Raw genomic sequence first — 18,030 nt, 5'->3', positions numbered from 1 at the left:
ACAACTTAATCTGACGGGAATGAATTAACTGATAGAAGAATGGGAGTGTTAAATAAACTGTGTCAAATCGCATTTTTAGCTCAACTCAATTTTCAATCTACCAGGAAAGAAAATGTCGAGCTGGGATATGGTTAATGCCCAATCATGTACAGGCATAGTCCATTTCTCTCCTGCCTTCTTTATAGCACAATATACCTGTTTATACAAGGCATTTGTGCTAGTAAATGAGCCCTTAGTTTTAGTAAATTTTCTGATCTGTCTATGTAACCCTTCAATAGGATTTGTGGTATAAATTAACTTTCTTACAGGGCCAGAATATTTAAAATAACTAGACAGATTTTCCCAATTATTCTCCCAAAACTAAAGTATATTTTTCTCCCCATTTTTCCTCCAGTTCAAGTAAATAATTCTCGGCTATTTCTCTACTTGATATGTTTTTTTCAAATCATTCATGAAAACTTTTGCTCGATACATATTTCAGTGAATTTCTTATCTGATGTACTATACATTTCTGCTTTAGGAAATACGCTATTTATAGCTGTAGGAAAGCTTTTTAACACAAGCTATCAGAATATCATCTACTCCTCTCTCCTTTAGGTCATTTAGTACTCCCAACCAGAACTTCACTTTCAGCCAAATAAAAACCCAAAACTTCTTTTCTGCCATTTTGCTAATATGTTATACATACATTTTGATCAACGTGCTAACATAGAAGCTAAAGACGATGATGGACGGACGCCATTGCACCGTGCTGCTGAGAGAGGCCATAAAGAGATTGTTGAATTTCTTGTTGATCAAGGGGCTAGCATAGAAACTAAAAGTAAGGATAATAAAACACCTTTAGACTTAGCTCGCGAAAGAAATCACACAGAGATAGTAAATTTAATGCAAGCAAAATTAGACCAAAAACTGACAGCAGTTCCGAAAGAAAATCTCCAAACAGTTGAAAATCTTGCTAAGCAAAGTGCTAACGTAGAAGCTAAAGATATGGATATTTCCAATGACAATTTAAAAAGTGACAGGAGAGCTTCTTCTAATGATAGCTTAGAAAGTGACGGAGATACTGCTCCAGGTACGACTGTAAAAGAGGCAAAAGTAGAATCTTATGCTAAATCAAGAAAAGCACAAAGACAATAAGTTGAAAATGTGTATCCGTTCAGCAGAGTGGTTTAAGAAACGATAGATAGAAGATTGTGAAAAGGGTTTAGCCTCCTCTGTTTCCATGTTAAGTATAACGAAATTATTTGCTCAAGGAATGAGTTTCCTCGTTCTGATTGTGTAAAATATGAATTTTTGCGATAAACGACATAATGCCGTATTTGCCGTTCAGCGTGATTATTTGTCAGCGGAGTATTTTCTGGGTCATCTAAAAATTTCCACATCATTCTTTCAGATTTCAAAATATTCTTTGCAACTCGAGACGCTCCAATTGCTTCAGGTAAGCGAGATATTTCCTTCAAATAATACCTTGTACGTTTTCGCAATTTCTTGGCACGTCTAATAAATCTTGAAACATCTATCTCATTTTTTAGTAAAGCTTTTTTCAGTGCAAATAACTCAGTGGCTACATTTCTCAAGTAACAGCCCAGAACTTTAACTTCAAATTTCCAACTATGCGCTAATCTTTCAAAATCCCTTGCTAAGTGTGCCCAACAGATTTGCCTTCTTTCATCAGCAAAGTAGTTGTATGCTGCATATCTGTCGGTTACTACCAAGCTATTACGATTGCAGCATACACTATTTTTTAAAACTTTCATTCCCCTTGACTCTGTCAACTTCACAAAACTTGCCGTATTGCTTGCAAACATCCAACACCAAGCGAGTTTACCTTTGTTATAATGGCTCGTTTCATCAATATGTAGAACTTTACTCCTACTTATCTCTTGTTCGATCTGCTCATACATTTTTTTGCATTTTGAAGCAACTCTATGTTCACTATTTGATATGCTACCGACGCTTATGTTCAAATTGAAGATATCATTTATGATGCTAGCTACTTCGCGCTTTGAATTTTTATAAAACCCACTGAGTGCTGCAACTACTGACTTAACCCTTGGGCCAAATGTATCTGGCGTAACACCCTCTGGTAACTTGCTACTTCTTCTTTTTCCGCATCTCTGACAACGGCCATGTTCCAACTGATATTCCATTACATAAGCCTTAATCTCCGGAAGATCTACTTTCTGATGAATATAAGGTTTTTCGCATATTGCAATCTTCCCTCCGCATTCGCAAGTAGGTGACAACTCTATCTTTATCACCTCATCTGCTTCCATTTTAGCACGATAATTACCCTTATGCCCAACTTGACCACCAATCTTTCTTTCGCTTTTTGGCTTTTCCTTTTTCATTTTGTATAATTCTTTTGAATTGGGAATTGATGAGTTTTTTGAATTTAAACCTAGCCTTTCCTTTAATTCAGCGTTCTCTATCTTTAAAGCCTCATGCTCTGCTTTTAAACTTTCATTCTCTCTTTCCAATCTTTCTATTTTTGCTTCTAACTTTTCTATTTTTTGCTGTAAATTTTTGCAGAGTTCTAAAAGGTTTACCATATTACCTCATATTTACCCTATGATTATCTTTATTATCTTGCTTTGTCTACCTTATTTTGCCGCTCTGCTGAACGGACACGAAAATGTGATGTAAAGGAGATAAGTGGGCATGTACAACCGAGACGGGGGTATATTAGCCCATCTCTTGATGTATTTGTGTAACCTTTTTTTCTTTTAGCAAATTTTGTAACTCACCTTTTTCATACATCTCGCGGGTTATGTCACAGCCACCAACAAACTCTCCCTTTATATATAATTGTGGAATTGTTGGCCAATCAGAGAAACTTTTTATGGACTGACGTATTTCATCATTCTCAAGTACGTTGATGCATTTAAACTTTACATTCAATTTTTTGAGAATTGACACGACGAGTCCAGAGAATCCACATTGAGGAAAGTCAGAGGTGCCTTTCATATACAGCACTACATCGTTTTCTGCTATGTCTTTTTTTATTTGTTCAAAGTTGTTCATAAATATCACCTTAATTTTAAGCTCCAGTTTCTAGTTGCAATGCATGTATAGACTGACCTTCAAGAGCCTTATATACCATTCTGTGTTGTTCTATTTTTGTCTTTCCAGAAAAACACTTGGAAGTTATTTTTAAATGATAATGATCATCATCTCCAGCAAGGTCCTTAATCTTTATATCAGCATCAGGAAATGATTGTTTGATAATTTTCTCTAACTCGTGAATTGTAATAGTCATTGGTTTATTTTAATTATAAGTCTAAAATATGCAATTGATTATTGTGAAGACAATAGATTCAGCGTGCTGAGAGCACTAGCAAGACGAGATTTTAATTGACTTGCATACTCATTCCAGTCCTCTATTTCCTTTCTTGCCACACCTGAGGTAACGGCAGCTTTTGCAACAGCAGGAGATACCATAGAAATTAATCTTGGATCAAATGGAGTAGGTATTATATATTCACGTCCATAGCTCATTTTACGACCGCTATAGGCTGCAGATATCTCATTCGGCACTGATTCGCGGGCAAGCTTCGCTATTGCATCTGCAGCTGCAATTTTCATTTCTTCATTTATTGTCGTTGCATGTACATCAAGTGCTCCTCTGAATATATAAGGAAACCCCATTACGTTATTGACTTGGTTGTTATAGTCTGACCTACCAGTTGCAATTATTGCATCTGGCCTTACAGACTTTGCAAATTCAGGCCTTATTTCTGGATCAGGATTAGCAAGAGCAAAAATGATCGGGTCTTTACCCATGCTTTTTAACATCTCTTCGCTGAGCACATCCTTTGCAGAGAGTCCGATGAATACATCAGCGCCTTTTATGGCATCAAGTAGAGAACGTTCTTTAGTGTCAATTGCATATTTTTCCTTCCACTTATTCATGTCCTCTTTTCTGTCTTTGTGTATTACTCCTTGTTTGTCACATAGCACTATGTTCTTAGCGCCCATGGACTTTAGTATTTCCAAACACGCAATACCAGCTGCTCCAGCACCATTCATGATGATCTTGACATTCTCTAATTTCTTTTCAGCAATATCGAGGGCATTTTCTATACCAGCTGCAACAACTACTGCAGTGCCATGTTGATCATCGTGGAACACCGGAATATCCATCAACTCATTTAGACGTTTCTCTATTATAAAACAATCAGGAGATCTTATATCTTCTAGATTTATTCCCCCCCAACTTGGACCAAGATACCTTACTGCATTGATGAAATCTTCTATGTTTTCTGTGTCAACTTCTATATCAATTGCATCAATGTCAGCAAAACGCTTAAATAAAACAGCTTTGCCTTCCATGACGGGTTTTGAAGCAAGAGGACCGATATTGCCAAGTCCCAGCACTGCGGTGCCATTTGAAATGACAGCCACATAATTGCTTTTTGCCGTGTAATCATAAACAGCTTTAGGATTTTTAGCTATTGCAAGGCATGGGGCTGCAACACCAGGGGAATAAGCAAGTGATAGGTCATGCTGTGTGGATAAGGGTTTTGTTGGTATAACTGATACCTTACCAGGTTTACCACTTTTATTATGGTACTTAAGTGCTTCTTGTTTTGTGGTGTTATCTAAATCATTATTCATGCTTTGAGCTTATTGTTAGTAATTTCCTAAGTATATGGGGTTTTTATGAATGTTCAACTATTAGCTTGTGAACTCTATTGTACTTCTGTATAAATTTATCTACTACGTAGGGTGATGTGACATGCTTAAGAAAAACGTGCCTAATTTGCTAACAATTTCTCGTGCGCTCGCAATACCGGCAATAATATCAAGCTTTTATATAGAGAGTAAGTATGCAAGTCTAATAACAATATTGATCTTTATGTTTGCGTGCATTACAGATTTTTTTGATGGTTATTTAGCGCGTGCATGGAAAGTCCAATCGAATTTTGGCAAGTTATTTGATCCAATTGCCGACAAGTTAGTAGTAGCTTCAACAATAATCATGCTAGTTTATAAGCATAAGATAGATGATATTACAATTATACCGTCAGTTATAATTGTTTGTAGGGAGATATTAGTTTCAGGCTTGCGGGAGTTCTTGATAGCTACAAACGTTAGTTTACCTGTGAGTAAGGCTGGGAAAATTAAAACATTTTTGCAGATGGTTGCTATAGTAGCGTTAATAATGAGTGATTATGAAGCAACTAAATATATAGGTGTGGTTTGCTTATGGGCTGCGGCTGTTATGACTATGTGGTCAGGCTATAATTACGTTCTAGCTGGCATCAAACAGATTGACTAAATTGCTTAAGAGTATACAAAGAAAGTTAATAATTTCATAACATTGACTTAGTAATTAAAATCCTATATAATGTATTAGTTCATAAGTTGGTCTGTTCATATGACTAGTATTACAGGCACTAAGTTTTTTTTAAAAAGATCCAAAGGTAAAAAAGGTGCTAAAATGGAAGATTTTTTCTGGGATTTTTGGCCAACAGTTGATGAAGAAGTCAGAAAAGAAAGAGAGGAAGAAAAAAGCAAAAAGCTCGAACAAGAACTATTAACACTAAAAAAAAGAGAGCTACATAGGAAATGTGTATCATTGGTAACAATGGTTCCATTTGCATTATTGATGGCAATTGAGCTCGAAAAAACATGTAGCGATCAGGTATTACTTGGCCTTATAAGCAGCTCATTAGGCCATACTATATTACCTTTCACAGTCTTATCCCTTATTTGCACGCTATATTTAATTTATAATAATAGAAAAATAGCACAAAAAGAACGAGAATTGGAGAATATTGAAAGTGGGAAAACAGTAGAAAAAGAAAAGAGAGACCTTCCTTGTACCGTTGATGATTGTGCGCCGTAGAAACACGAAAAGTGTTGAAGCTGTGCAGTAGATGAGGGAGGGCCCCTCGGAGCCGGTTTGCAAGAGCAGGCTTCAAAACAGCCATAAGCTGCTTTGGTAAAGAGCTAAGGTAGTAAGCGTTATGGAAAAGGCACAATTATGTGTCATGTATGAAATAGAGAGACGAACGCAAGTGAACCACTGATGAAGTGTCGAAAGCGTAGAGACGACGTCAAAACCAGGGGGTAGTCGTTAACCTGGGATGAATCTACTGGGAGCTTGTTTACTGGGTAGGTGGCGTCCGGCATAAAAGTGGCGTGAATCTATTTTAGGCTATTGCATGGAACTACGGGAACCTGTCGTTTCGATGAAAAGGGAGAAGTCCAAAGAGCTGATCTCTGAGGATGAGAGTACCGATGCGAAAAACAGGGGCGGATTAGCTCGTAGTAGCGAAGAAGTTTCTGTAATGGAAATGGAGTGAAGGGGCTAAGTTATTTAGTTTTAATTATTTATCAACCGAAAGGGAGGAGTTAATGAATAAAACAAAGTCTTTTGATATACCGAAGCAACTTATTTGGAGAGCTTATAAACAAGTATCGAAAAATAAAGGTGCAGCAGGTGTAGATGAGGTCTCGATAACAAAGTTTGAAGAAAATCTAAAGGATAATCTATACAAATTATGGAATCGGATGTCATCCGGAAGTTATTTTCCAGAGCCGGTAAAAGCTGTTGCGATACCAAAAGATACAGGAGGGCAAAGAATTTTATGTGTGCCTTCAGTATTCGACAGAATAGCGCAAACAGCAGCTACAATGTATCTTGAGCCGTTAGTAGAACCGAAATTTCACGAAGATTCATATGGTTATAGACCAAATAAGTCTGCACTGGATGCGATATACACAGCACGGAAGAGATGTTGGAAAAATGATTGGACGGTAGATCTTGATATATCTGGATTTTTCGACAATCTGGACCACGATTTAGCACTGCAGGCTATCAAGAAACACACAGACTGCAAATGGGTCATACTGTATGTTGAGAGGTGGATGAAAGCCCCCATTCAGCAAGCAGATGGCAGTAGGGTAACAAGGGATAAAGGAGTTCCGCAAGGAGGTTCAATAAGCCCAATCATTTCAAGCATATTTATGCACCATGCCTTTGATATGTGGATGAAACAAAATTATCCAACAGTACCATTTGAAAGATATGTAGATGATGCGATAGTGCACTGCAGAACTAAAAGACAGGCAGGATTTATGAAAGTAATGATTGAAGAAAGATTGGCTAAGTGTAAATTGAAGTTACATCCTGAAAAGACACAGATTGTGTACAGTAAGGATGATGATAGAAAAGAACAATTTCCTAAACAAAGCTTTGATTTTCTAGGTTATACTTTTAGACCTAGAGTAGCAAAGAATAAGATGAGGAATTATTTCATCTCATTTCTACCTGCAATTAGTAACAAAGCCAAGAAGAAGATCAAGAAAACCATAAAGTCATGGAGAATACATCGGATTACATGGACCACACTAGAGGAAATATCGAAGAAAATAGATCCAATAGTCAGAGGCTGGTTTCAGTACTATGGCAGGTTTTATAAATCAGAGATGTATCCATCTCTCAGAAATATAGAGAGATACCTCATAAGATGGGTCAGGACAAAATATAAGAAACTTCGTGATCACGGAAGACTAGCAAAGCAATTTCTAGGAAAAGTGAGAAAGAGGTCTCCAAGTATTTTCTATCATTGGACACTTGGGTTAGGATCAAAAGGCTAAATAATGGGAGCTGTATAAGCCGAGAGGTTTCCGTGCAGTTCTGCGAGAGACTGGTGGGGAAGCTCCGCCGGTCTACTCTCCACTTTAACTATGCTGATGCTGCTTTAGTTACATTAGTTATTGTGGCTAGCATAGTAGGTGAAGCATTGGAGCAAGGAATAATAGGAGACGTAGCTTTTTCAATTTCTAGTCTATTTTACTTTGTAGCGAGTGCTACTTTCTGCTATCGCGAGTACAAGAAAAGTAAAAAATATGAAGTAGAAAAAGAGCAAGACTTTGATGAGAAGTTTGAAAAAAAGACAAGCAATATGTCTTCAGCTAAGTTAATGCTCGCTGGTTCTTCTTTATTACTAATCAGGAAAATAATATTGATTTCTGGAGTAGCATTAGCATCATCTGCTGTTGGGCCTGCTTTAGGTCTGGTAGGTATTGCTCTTTTGATGGTAGGAAGTGGATTGATCACACATTCTTATAGTAGAAAGCTAGAGAACGTAGAAGTGAGTGGAAAGGGTGTTGCAATAGGTGGTGGTGCGAGCAATATAGGTAATGGTGGCCAAGAGACGCTTTTCGTTCGATGATAATGCCAAAAATTTGTTTATTTAGGTAATATTTAGTCTATACTTTATTTTGATCAAAAAAAATCTTATGTATAAGACTTTAATCATATGCTTTTTTCTTCTGACTTGCCCCTTCACGCAGTCGTATGCGAATGATCTTGAACACACTGAAACTGAACTATATGAGGAGGCAGTTAAGCTTTATGATCAGAAAAAATATAAGCAAGCTATTAGAGCATTTCAAAAGATAGAGGATTTGTATCCTTTATCTTATTGGGCAATGAAAGCCAAATTATTGTCTGGGGTTTCTCACTATAATATGGGTAAATACAGCGGTGCTGCAAGTGATATGGATGATTATATATACGTTTATCCAAATGGTGAAGATTTGCCATATGTATATTACTTAAGAGTATTATCTTATTACATGCAAATTAACAAAGTGCAGCTTGGGCAACAAATTGCATATAAAACTTTAGAGCTAGCTACTGAATATATTAATCTTTTTCCGAATAGCGAATATATAGAAGAGATCAAAGAAAAAGAAAAATTAATCACAGAACATATATCAAAAAAAGAGTATTCTATTGGTGAATTTTACCTAAAGCGTGGTGAATATTTAGCAGCAATTAAGCGTTTTCAAGATATGATAAGCGATAAAGATTCTAAATATTCTTCTAGAGTTATTAGTTATTTAATAACAGCTCACTTAGCTCTTGGCCTTGACTTAGAAGCTGAGCAGTATGAAAATATGTTAGTAGAAGGGGTGAATTAGTTTTCTTATGGCTGGTCATTCACAGTTTTCAAATATAAAACATCGAAAAGGTGCTCAGGATGCAAAGCGCTCGCAAAAATTTACGAAGCTCATTAGGGAAATAACAGTTGCTGCAAAACAAGGGCTACCTGATCCCGAGCTTAATCCACGTCTTCGCTCTGCTATCTTTTCTGCGCGAAAGGAAAATCTACCAAAAGATAAAATAGAAACAGCAATAAAAAATGCAGCTGGTAACGTTGCTGGAGAAAGTTATGAAGAAATACAATATGAAGGCTGCGGACCTTCTGGTGCTGCACTTATTGTCCATGCTCTGACAAATAATCGCAACCGAACTGCTTCTGAGATACGTTATATCTTTTCTCGCAAAGGCGGTAATTTGGGAGAAACAGGATGTGTGAGTTACCTTTTCGATCATGTAGGCTTAATTGTCTATAAAGCAGAGGGTATAAATTTTGAAGATTTATTTAACTATGGAATTGAATTAGAAGTATTGAATGTTGAGGAAAATAACAAGGAAGAATTATATGTTATAACTTGTGAAGTGAAAGATTTTGGTAGAGTGCGTGATGCTTTCTATACAAAATTTGGAGAACCAGAACTTGCTCGTCTTTCATGGCAACCAAAGGACCTGATTGAAGTGAGCGACAAAGAATTAATTGATAAATTATCTACATTAGTTGAAGAGCTAGAAGATAATGATGATGTGCAGTATGTTGAAGGTAATTTTATTTTTGCTGATAAACTATGAGGCTGGTAATACTTCCACTGCTTTGTATTTTACCAGCATATGCAACTGAAACATTTGCGCAGAAATACTATTGTCATTCCAGTGCCCAGACACTGGAAATTGATTGTAAACAGCACGCTATACAACATTTTCGATTAAAAAACTGTTCAAGCACTGGAATAACAGAAAGCAACCTAAACCACTTTCCAGCGTTACTTCAGCACGGGATCAGGAAAAAAAAAGCTGCTTTGGTGACAGAAAGTGATAGAAAGTTGTTATTCATATCCAGTGACATAAAATCCTCTTTTTTTGACGCAGAAGGTTTGGCGCCAAATACAGTAATGAGATTAATCGACATATATAAAGGTTATGGTGTAGATTTTAAAAAAGACATTGTGCCCAAAAGCAAATTGGAGGTGCTGTGTGAAAAATCACTCAGTAATCAGAAGGCTGAAGAAAAAATTTTATATACTTCACTGACAACAGATAAAAAGGTCATTAGCTTGTATCATTATGAGTCACAAGAAGCAAAAGAAGTGTATTTTAATAAAGAGGGGGTAAGCTTGAAGAGTAGCGAAATTTTTGTAAATCCTTTAAACGGAGATTTTCGTATATCCTCGAATTTTGGTAATAGAAAGCATCCCATTCATGGTAAAATTGCTTTTCATAAAGGAGTAGATTATGCAGCTAAACTTGGCACTCCTATACACGCCACTGCAGAAGGTGTAATAGAATATATAGGAAAGAATGGTGGCTATGGGAATTACATCAAAATAAAGCACAACAATAAATATTCAACTTGTTACGCACATATAAGCAAATTTAGTAGCGATGTAAAGTTAGGCTCTAAAGTAAAGCAGGGACAAATCATTGCTTATGTTGGCAGCACTGGTGTTGCAACAGGACCTCATTTACATTATGAAGTTATATATAATGGTAAACATATTGATCCGCTTACGATAGCTCATGGCAATGAGATAAAGTTGCCTGATCGTGAATTAAGAGAGTTTAAATTATTTGTAAGTAAGGTAGATGAAATAATCAGCAGAGAGGGTGCAAGTGAAAAAGCAATCTGATGAAGACAGTACAGATAAAAATACAATAAATGATAGAAATCTAAGTAAAATTCGGGCTTTTCCTGTACTAATAGCGCTAGGGTTAATTTTATTGGTACTTTTTGTGTATGACAGCACAATTGCACTTGGAGTTGCTGCTGTTTCAATATTGACTTTTTCTCAAGGATTTTTCGTTAATGATCCTAATGAAGCAAGAGTGATAGAGTTTTTTGGTCATTATATTGGAACTTATTTTAAGTCTGGAATATGCGTAACGCTTCCATTTTCGAGTAAATATAGAGTTTCTTTGAAATTTCAGAATATCAATACAGAAAAAATTAAAGTTAATGATGCTAATGGAAGTCCGATAGAGATTTCAGTAGTAATTGTTTGGAGAGTGAGCAGTCCTGCGAAGGCATATTATAATGTTAATAATTATCATGATTTTGTTTTTGTGCAAAGTGACTCGGTAATTAGAGAACTGGCAAGTAATTATCCGTATGATAGCGAAAACGATGAGGAATCTTTGCGTAAAAATTCTGATAAAATTTCAAATGAATTGAGATCAATGCTACAACAAAGATTGAATATTGCTGGAATTGAAATTACAGAAGCGAGAATATCGCATTTGGCGTATTCATCTGAGATTGCACAAGCAATGCTGAGACGTCAACAAGCACATGCCATCACCTCTGCAAGAAGGCATATAGTGCAAAATGCAATAGGAATTATCGAAGAAGTAATAGCCCATTTTGAAAAAAATAAAAGCTTACAATGGATGGAAAACAAAAGGTTCAATTGATAAACAATTTGCTAGTTGCTCTGATCTCTGAGCAGGATGCACAGCCGACTATTAGTTTGGATAATAATTAGCATAGAAGCCGATTGGGTTTCATGAATGCAAGTCACTGTTAATTTCTTGATTAATAGACTAAATGATGTTATAAATTACACGCATTAGGGGTGCTCTAAAAAAGCTGAGAGTACATAAAGTACAACCCTTTGAACCTGATCTTGTTAAAACAAACGTAGGAAAATGTATATAAATATTGAAGAATGCTTTGGCTTCATCGCGTTCATTACATCTCTCATTGGGTTATTGCCTCAAGTATATAGAGCATATATCACAAAACTTACTCGTGACGTATCGATGCTAATGTTGGTGAATTATCTTATTTGTTCATCATCTTGGCTTATTTACGGTATTTGTCAGGGTTTAACTTTTGTGATACTCAGTAATATTGCTGGATTAGTGATCAGTATAATATCAATTGTTCAAAAATGTTACTACGATGCAAAAACTGCACGAAGCGTTTTATAACCATATGCTACATTGTAGCGTGGAGCAAGAATATCGTTCTATTGTAGTACTAAATGGAGAAATACCTGATTCATCGTTTTTTAAACAAGATATACCTGTTATTGCTGTAGATGGAGGAGCAAATAAGCTTCTATCAATTGGCGTAAAACCTGATCTTGTAATAGGAGATTTGGATAGTATAAATCCGAATTTACGTGCTAATTTAAATACAGTATATCTACCTGATCAAGATTATTGCGACTTTTCTAAAGCAATGGCTCACTTAAAAACAGTAAAGTTATTGCCATCAATAGTAACGGGTATTACTGGAGGAGCAATTGATCATATACTACAAAATATTAACTTTTTTTTAAGTACAGATAGTATCTTTTATATGCCTTCGCCTCCCATGGTGGGGTACGCCTTACAAAAAGGTATTAGCTATTTTTCCTCTTTGCTAAAAAATACTAAAATATCCTTACTTGGTATACCGAAAGCTCAAATATCAACTAAAGGATTACAATGGGAACTGTACCTTAGTCACCTTGCTTTTCCAGGAAAGAATTCTTGCTTTAATCGAAGTTTAGGCAATGAGTTATCTATAGAAATACACAGCGGCGTGTGTTTAGCAATGATATATTTAGAAGCAGTAAATGATGATGGTGTGTATTGAGTTAAAACATTAAGAAAAAAAAAGTAGAAAAACCGTGTTAACACTAATTATAAAAACTACAGGCGCCTGTTATTAGCTAAAGTAAAGGTCAAATATCTGGAATTCTGGACATAAAATCCTCCTGTATAAAAAAGATTCAGAATGTACACACAACAGATGTGGCTGAATTTTTATCGAAAAATTGGTTAAAAGGTCTGCAGACTGAGATAGATTTTGAGCTCTCTAAATATCTCTACCATCATTATAATGGCATCTTGAGTATGCGGAAGCAATTTTTTCATTAAAATAAAAAATTTTATTCTACAGCTCAAAAAGGAGTTTGCTAATTTTCACACTGAATCGGATTCCACTACTCAAACCTAGAAACTTTAATGTGCAAGTATTGAAACCGGTGTTCCCCTTCTTGTTATCCGAGTAGCCTTTTCTTGTCATTTAAGTGGCCTTTTCCTGTCCCCAGTATCTGCTGCTGTCATTCCAGTGCGTGACGTTATTTCCATCCAAGATGGTGTCATCCGAATAGCTGACACTGGTTCCTTTATGACGGCAGTGCCCAGAGGTGTCATCCCAGTGCCCAAGCAACAAGGACAACATTGCAAATTTAGAGTTCAAAAGGGTTATTCCTCGAGAACTACTGCGTCAGAAAGCTGGCGTTGAGTTTGTATATAATGTTGACCTTGGAGGTTTTTATGAATAATAGTGAGAGAAAAGAAAAATTAGAAACTCGTATTCTATCAAGCAGAGGTAGGTCTTTGCTTGACCATGAGCTACTGGAACGTAATCTATCTGCATACACAGAAGGAAGAGAAGTTGCCAAAAGGCTAATGGAGCTCTTTAGTAGTCTAGGAAGGGTGATTAATGCTGACTTTCATGAGCTAAAGAATGTTACAGGAATGAACGATGGAGCAATAGCAAGTATCTTTTGTCTGAAAGAGATTTTTGATAGGATATTGAAAGGTAAGTTAAAAAAGCTGTCGATTCTTGATAATAGAGAAGAGCTATTAAAATACTTTAAAGCAGCAATAGGACAGTCAAGAAAGGAAAGCTTACGAGTGATATACTTAGATAGAAGTGGTCATTTAATATATGAGTATATTCAAGACTGTGGAACTATAGATAGAGTACCTCTGTATGTGAGGGAAATAATAAAACAGGGATTACTGATTGACGCAGCATCTGTTGCAATTTCACATAATCATCCAAGTGGAGATATAGAGCCATCAAAAGAGGATGAGGATAACACACTTACATTAGCTGCAACCTGTGAAAATGTAGGAATGAAATTGATAGATCATATAATCGTAACACAGAAGAGCCACTTTAGTTTTTATGACAGTGGTTTGTTGTAATCTGTAGATCGGAAGGAAAGTTCTCTAGCTTTCCTTCTTTTTTTCCACTTCATAAATTAAAAAATTCAATGTAAGCTTGAACAGCTAAAATTAGTAATGAAAGGTGGAATTAGGCAAAAAAATAAAGGAACTTAGGCTATACTGTGGTTTGACACAAACTGAACTAGGAAAAAGAATAGGTGTTTTATATAGACAGATACAAAGGTACGAAAATGGTTCAAATTACATTTTAGCCAGTAGACTATATGACTTAGCAAAAGCCTTATCGATTGATGTTGCTGATTTTTTTACTGATATGCATGCCTACTCACATGAAAGTTATGATGAAGAAATACTAAAATTAGTCAAAGGATATAACGAAATTAAGAGCAAAAGGTTACGTAGTGTAGTTTATATATTGGTAAAATCTTTTTCTCAAAGTATATTATCTGATACGTAAAATGACCATACAACATCCTATTGATAAACAAATAGGGGAAAGGATAAGGAAAAGAAGGCTAATGTGTGGTTTTAGCCAAAGAGACTTAGGAAAAAAGCTTGAAATTTCATTTCAGCATATACAAGGATATGAAACTGGAGAAGTTAGACTTATAGTTGATAGGTTATATAAATTGGCAGAAGCTTTGTCAGTTGATATGTCATATTTTTTTACCAAAGCCTCTGAAGACTTGCATGATAAGGCCTTTCATAGAGATGTAGGTAGCGAAGAAATATCAAGACTAGTGAGAGAATATAAGAAAATTAAGGATGGAACATTGCGTGATATTGTTCATTTAGTGATAAAGGCTCTTGCTAACAAATAATACAAATTTTAAAGTCTAGGTATTTTTTATAATATAAAACACTTCTACAAGCAATGCTAACCAAAGTAAATTGTTTATGGTAAATTGGATTAAGTTTTAAAAACTACTTTACTTTGTAATAGTTAAATTATTTACCATTTATTTCTGATATACAAGTAGCTACGTGAAACATAGCTACTTGCCTCCAATCAAGAACGTTCCACAGATGTCGTTTTGTTGTCTTTTAATTTATCTACCCAAGAAAAAGTCTCACTGCTTCTAGATTTTTGCTCACTACATTTTCCACATCTAATAAAGTTGCCTTTTTCTACTGCTTCTTTAACAGACATTCCACCAAATAAACAACCTTTTCCTACGATTTCTCCTATTTTTTGCAACTCATTCCACATCTCTTTATCTTCCACTTTAACTTGTACGTGATGATAGTTTTCTGTGTTATGATATACCATTAAATTTAGCTCTCCTAGGCTAGTGTAAAGTGTTACTGTAAAAGCGCTGTTATCCGATATATCTACGTAATTTCTTTCACCGTCTTTTCCAGTTTTGACTTCAACTCCACCCTCACCTATTTTTATGATATTGCCACCGAGATTTAAATCTCCTTTGCTTAGGCCCAAATTTTTTGCACCTTCTACAACTTTTGCAACATCAACTATGCAGCTATGCGAAAATTCCATATAGAAGGTCTTATTGTCAATTTCTACATTTTCAACAGTTCCTGCTATGGTAGCGTTCTCTCCAACTTCCCTGAGCCTTTTGAGTCGACTATATATTTGTGGCTCAATTTCTTTTTGCACCTTTTGATGAATTTCAGTTATTTTCTTATCGACCTGTACATTAAAATCTGCTCCATTTAAGGCTAACTTCCTGATTATATCTTCTTGTTTATTTCCTTTGAATTTATCACTATACATCTTAAACATTGTAACGTTAGCGAAGCTAAAGCCATCTTTATTGGCAGCATTTATCCTTATTCCTAAGTTCAAAACTTCATCGACAACTTTACTTAACTCGTTTATATTTTTAGCTGCAATAGCTTTTTCCAAGAATTCACTTAATTTCATATCTTCATATTCATTTAGCCTTATCTTGCATAAAGCTGATTGAAATGGATTGAGCTCTTCAGGATATGCTAAAGCAGGTGATTTACTAATCTTTTTATTTGCTATTGGAGCAGCTTTTATAAAATTAGGTAATAATCCTTCTTTTGCTACCAGCTTTATCGCTTTTAATGTTTCTCTAGACAATTTTTTACTTTTTATTTTTTTCATTGTAACCCCCACGTAATTTAATCAATATTCGATCATATCGTGATAAATATTATTTAATTATTAATATTATACGACTTGTCGATTTACTATATATGTTTATAACAAGTTTTACAGGCATTTCATATAAAAAAACACATCTTGTAAAAATTATTTCAGTTTCAACAAAAATGGGGTATTGTGATTGTAAAATTGAAAAAAATGGATATTCTATCTTACTCCACTAAAAAGTTGAAGAAGCATTGTCATCTACTCGATGATGAAGAAAAAGTAATTCTATATTAGCAGCTCCTAGAAAAGGCTAAAGATATACTTGAAAATTCAAGAGATAATATTGCTGAGCTGAAAAAGATCAGTAAAGCAGCTGTAGCAATAGAAGAAACTACCGATAAAGAGCTGTTAGAAAAGTTTAATGATGATCACCCGCTAAGAGAAGTGGACATTTTAATCTACTCTCCTCAAGGAAATACTGAAGTAACAAATTATTTGTTCAGTATAGATAACTCATCAGAGCTTTATGATTTAAAAGAAGATAAGGGTAAAGCTCTTTATAATGCAGTAAAATCAAATGATGTTGAGCTTGTAAAAAAGCTGTTAATGATCCTTTTACCTACAGAAGTAGGTAATTTTAATGTAGAATACTTGAAAGAATTAAAAATATTGCTGTCAGGAATTCACAAAGAATTGCAATTATCACAAGATATGAAAAATTATCTTGTGAAGACGATAAAGTTCTATAGTTTTCTATGTAGTAATTTTAGCTTATTAGTTGCAAATCCCACTGACGTAAAAGCCATAATCGATCTATTTGCTGCTCAACCAAATATTGATTACCAAATAGATAAGCTTCTACTTTCTTTTATTGTGAGAGATGTTGAGGAAAAAAAGCTAAATTCTGAAATTAGTCATATGATAGAACTTCTTGAGCAACACGAAAGATTTGCTGAGCTCGAATACAAGGTTAGAAGACTAAGATCAGAGTTTGCAAGTGGCAAGAGCAGATATTCAGCTGAGGTAATACGAAATAGCATTGCAGAACGAGAAAAAGAGATGAGGGAGATTGAGAAAAAATACATAAGGCCAAACAATTTAATTAGCGAGAGGCAGAAATTATTAAAGCAATTACTTTGCTAGCTTTTTTCCACTTCATAAAATTTGTTGCAGGTTTGAGTAAGGAATGAAAGTGCAGTTAGGTAAGAAAATAAAACAATTAAGGCTAGACCGTGCTTTGACACAGACCGAATTGGGAAAGAGAATAGGTGTTTCATATAGACAGATACAAAAGTACGAAAATGGTTCAAATTGTGTTTTGGCCAGTAGATTATATGATTTAGCAAAAGCACTATCGATAGATATTGCTGATTTTTTTAATGATGTGCATGACAACTCACATGAAGCTTATGATGAAGAAATACTAAAGTTAGTCAAAGGATATAACGAAATTAAGAGCAAAAGGTTACGTAGTGCAGTTTATATATTGGTAAAATCTTTTTCTCAAAGTGATAATACATAGTTAATATTATCTGATACGTAAAATGACTATACAACATCCTATCGATAAGCAAATAGGGGAAAGGATAAGGAAAAGAAGGCTAATGTGTGGTTTTAGTCAAAGGGACTTAGGAAAAAAGCTTGGAATTTCATTTCAGCATATACAAGGATATGAAACTGGAGAGGTAAGGCTTGTAGTTGATAGATTGTATAATTTGGCAGAAGCTTTGTCTGTTGATATGTCATATTTTTTTACCAAAGCTTCTGAGGATTTACATGATAAGGCCTTTCGTAGCGATGTAGGTAGCGAAGAAATATCACGATTAGTAAGAGAATATAGAAAAGTTAAGGATAGAACGTTGCGTGATATTGTTCATTCAGTAATAAAGGCTCTTGCTAATAAATAATGCAAACTTCAAAGTATAAA

22 protein-coding genes, 3 pseudogenes and 1 riboswitch are annotated in these 18,030 nt (G+C 35.1%); of the genes and pseudogenes, 18 read left to right on the top strand and 7 right to left on the bottom strand.

What is annotated here, in order from left to right:
- Positions 1–75 precede the first annotated feature (75 nt).
- Positions 76–695 (bottom strand): annotated as a pseudogene (locus ACE38P_RS02240) (transposase); the annotation flags it as partial.
- Here ACE38P_RS02240 and ACE38P_RS02235 point away from each other — a divergent pair.
- Entirely contained in the window at positions 676–1,137 is a 462-nt protein-coding gene (locus ACE38P_RS02235) for an ankyrin repeat domain-containing protein (RefSeq protein WP_374699426.1), read from the top strand. The pseudogene ACE38P_RS02240 and the gene ACE38P_RS02235 sit on opposite strands and share 20 nt — an antisense overlap.
- A 32-nt stretch (positions 1,138–1,169) precedes the next feature.
- Here ACE38P_RS02235 and tnpC read toward each other — a convergent pair whose 3' ends face one another.
- The 4 genes from tnpC to ACE38P_RS02215 all read right to left on the bottom strand — a co-directional run bounded on the left by tnpC (position 1,170) and on the right by ACE38P_RS02215 (position 4,617).
- The gene (gene tnpC / locus ACE38P_RS02230) at positions 1,170–2,552 is read right to left on the bottom strand and encodes an IS66 family transposase (RefSeq protein ID WP_374699286.1); all 1,383 of its coding nucleotides are present in this window, start codon (positions 2,550–2,552) and stop codon (positions 1,170–1,172) included.
- A 133-nt stretch (positions 2,553–2,685) separates the two neighbouring features.
- On the bottom strand, positions 2,686–3,024 hold the full coding sequence (gene grxD / locus ACE38P_RS02225; protein ID WP_264375466.1) for a Grx4 family monothiol glutaredoxin: 339 nt from the start codon (positions 3,022–3,024) through the stop codon (positions 2,686–2,688).
- Positions 3,025–3,040: 16 nt separating this feature from the next.
- Positions 3,041–3,259 (bottom strand): BolA/IbaG family iron-sulfur metabolism protein, encoded by a 219-nt coding sequence (locus ACE38P_RS02220; protein ID WP_006012412.1) that lies wholly within the window; start codon positions 3,257–3,259, stop codon positions 3,041–3,043.
- A gap of 38 nt (positions 3,260–3,297) precedes the next feature.
- Complete coding sequence (locus tag ACE38P_RS02215) at positions 3,298–4,617, bottom strand: malic enzyme-like NAD(P)-binding protein (RefSeq protein ID WP_374699425.1); 1,320 nt, start codon at positions 4,615–4,617, stop codon at positions 3,298–3,300.
- Between the two features lie 121 nt (positions 4,618–4,738).
- Here ACE38P_RS02215 and pgsA point away from each other — a divergent pair, with 121 nt between their 5' ends.
- The 11 genes and pseudogenes from pgsA to ACE38P_RS02160 all read left to right on the top strand — a co-directional run bounded on the left by pgsA (position 4,739) and on the right by ACE38P_RS02160 (position 12,695).
- A complete protein-coding gene (pgsA, locus tag ACE38P_RS02210) occupies positions 4,739–5,281 on the top strand; it encodes a CDP-diacylglycerol--glycerol-3-phosphate 3-phosphatidyltransferase (RefSeq protein WP_006012406.1) in 543 nt (180 codons plus the stop codon).
- 99 nt (positions 5,282–5,380) lie between these two features.
- Positions 5,381–5,839 (top strand): annotated as a pseudogene (locus ACE38P_RS02205) (hypothetical protein); the annotation flags it as partial.
- A gap of 331 nt (positions 5,840–6,170) precedes the next feature.
- On the top strand, positions 6,171–6,311 hold the full coding sequence (locus ACE38P_RS02200; RefSeq protein WP_019078704.1) for a hypothetical protein: 141 nt from the start codon (positions 6,171–6,173) through the stop codon (positions 6,309–6,311).
- Positions 6,312–6,363: 52 nt separating this feature from the next.
- On the top strand, positions 6,364–7,608 hold the full coding sequence (gene ltrA / locus ACE38P_RS02195; protein ID WP_374699355.1) for a group II intron reverse transcriptase/maturase: 1,245 nt from the start codon (positions 6,364–6,366) through the stop codon (positions 7,606–7,608).
- 32 nt (positions 7,609–7,640) lie between these two features.
- Complete coding sequence (locus ACE38P_RS02190) at positions 7,641–8,186, top strand: hypothetical protein (RefSeq protein WP_374699424.1); 546 nt, start codon at positions 7,641–7,643, stop codon at positions 8,184–8,186.
- Positions 8,187–8,253: 67 nt separating this feature from the next.
- Complete coding sequence (gene bamD, locus ACE38P_RS02185) at positions 8,254–8,940, top strand: outer membrane protein assembly factor BamD (protein ID WP_010404795.1); 687 nt, start codon at positions 8,254–8,256, stop codon at positions 8,938–8,940.
- A gap of 7 nt (positions 8,941–8,947) precedes the next feature.
- Complete coding sequence (locus ACE38P_RS02180) at positions 8,948–9,688, top strand: YebC/PmpR family DNA-binding transcriptional regulator (protein ID WP_264687196.1); 741 nt, start codon at positions 8,948–8,950, stop codon at positions 9,686–9,688.
- Complete coding sequence (locus ACE38P_RS02175) at positions 9,685–10,743, top strand: M23 family metallopeptidase (protein ID WP_264375469.1); 1,059 nt, start codon at positions 9,685–9,687, stop codon at positions 10,741–10,743. The genes ACE38P_RS02180 and ACE38P_RS02175 overlap by 4 nt, the downstream gene beginning before the upstream one ends.
- Positions 10,727–11,595, top strand: a pseudogene (locus ACE38P_RS02170) (SPFH domain-containing protein). Before ACE38P_RS02175 ends, ACE38P_RS02170 begins: the two are co-directional and overlap by 17 nt.
- Before the next feature lie 76 nt (positions 11,596–11,671).
- A riboswitch (TPP riboswitch) is annotated at positions 11,672–11,774 on the top strand.
- Positions 11,759–12,043 (top strand): SemiSWEET family sugar transporter, encoded by a 285-nt coding sequence (locus tag ACE38P_RS02165; RefSeq protein ID WP_017532519.1) that lies wholly within the window; start codon positions 11,759–11,761, stop codon positions 12,041–12,043. It overlaps the preceding riboswitch by 16 nt.
- Complete coding sequence (locus ACE38P_RS02160; RefSeq protein WP_319803546.1) at positions 12,015–12,695, top strand: thiamine diphosphokinase; 681 nt, start codon at positions 12,015–12,017, stop codon at positions 12,693–12,695. Before ACE38P_RS02165 ends, ACE38P_RS02160 begins: the two co-directional genes overlap by 29 nt.
- A 428-nt stretch (positions 12,696–13,123) precedes the next feature.
- Here the strand turns inward: ACE38P_RS02160 and ACE38P_RS02155 are convergent, their stop codons facing one another.
- Positions 13,124–13,258, bottom strand: a complete 135-nt coding sequence (locus tag ACE38P_RS02155) for a hypothetical protein (RefSeq protein WP_264729813.1) — start codon at positions 13,256–13,258, stop codon at positions 13,124–13,126.
- 123 nt (positions 13,259–13,381) lie between these two features.
- Between ACE38P_RS02155 and ACE38P_RS02150 the strand changes: the two genes are divergently transcribed.
- The 3 genes from ACE38P_RS02150 (at position 13,382) to ACE38P_RS02140 (ending at position 14,844) form a co-directional block, all read left to right on the top strand.
- Positions 13,382–14,041, top strand: coding sequence for a RadC family protein (locus tag ACE38P_RS02150; protein WP_374699423.1), 660 nt, complete (start codon positions 13,382–13,384; stop codon positions 14,039–14,041).
- 103 nt (positions 14,042–14,144) lie between these two features.
- Positions 14,145–14,480 (top strand): helix-turn-helix domain-containing protein, encoded by a 336-nt coding sequence (locus tag ACE38P_RS02145; protein WP_374699422.1) that lies wholly within the window; start codon positions 14,145–14,147, stop codon positions 14,478–14,480.
- 1 nt (position 14,481) lies between these two features.
- Positions 14,482–14,844: a helix-turn-helix domain-containing protein gene (locus tag ACE38P_RS02140; protein WP_374699421.1), complete on the top strand. Its 363-nt coding sequence runs from the start codon at positions 14,482–14,484 to the stop codon at positions 14,842–14,844.
- A gap of 188 nt (positions 14,845–15,032) precedes the next feature.
- Here ACE38P_RS02140 and ACE38P_RS02135 read toward each other — a convergent pair whose 3' ends face one another.
- The gene (locus ACE38P_RS02135) at positions 15,033–16,115 is read right to left on the bottom strand and encodes a hypothetical protein (RefSeq protein WP_374699420.1); all 1,083 of its coding nucleotides are present in this window, start codon (positions 16,113–16,115) and stop codon (positions 15,033–15,035) included.
- Between the two features lie 432 nt (positions 16,116–16,547).
- Between ACE38P_RS02135 and ACE38P_RS02130 the strand changes: the two genes are divergently transcribed.
- Genes ACE38P_RS02130 through ACE38P_RS02120 form a run of 3 tightly spaced genes read left to right on the top strand, consistent with a single transcriptional unit; the run spans position 16,548 to position 18,010 of the window.
- On the top strand, positions 16,548–17,246 hold the full coding sequence (locus tag ACE38P_RS02130) for a hypothetical protein (RefSeq protein ID WP_374699419.1): 699 nt from the start codon (positions 16,548–16,550) through the stop codon (positions 17,244–17,246).
- A gap of 49 nt (positions 17,247–17,295) precedes the next feature.
- Positions 17,296–17,625, top strand: a complete 330-nt coding sequence (locus ACE38P_RS02125) for a helix-turn-helix domain-containing protein (protein ID WP_374699418.1) — start codon at positions 17,296–17,298, stop codon at positions 17,623–17,625.
- A gap of 22 nt (positions 17,626–17,647) precedes the next feature.
- A complete protein-coding gene (locus tag ACE38P_RS02120; RefSeq protein ID WP_374699417.1) occupies positions 17,648–18,010 on the top strand; it encodes a helix-turn-helix domain-containing protein in 363 nt (120 codons plus the stop codon).
- Positions 18,011–18,030 lie beyond the last annotated feature (20 nt).

It is taken from the genome of Wolbachia endosymbiont (group A) of Limnophora tigrina, from assembly GCF_964263225.1.
In the GTDB taxonomy this organism is placed as follows: domain Bacteria; phylum Pseudomonadota; class Alphaproteobacteria; order Rickettsiales; family Anaplasmataceae; genus Wolbachia.
This window is presented reverse-complemented; position numbering and strand designations above follow the sequence as displayed.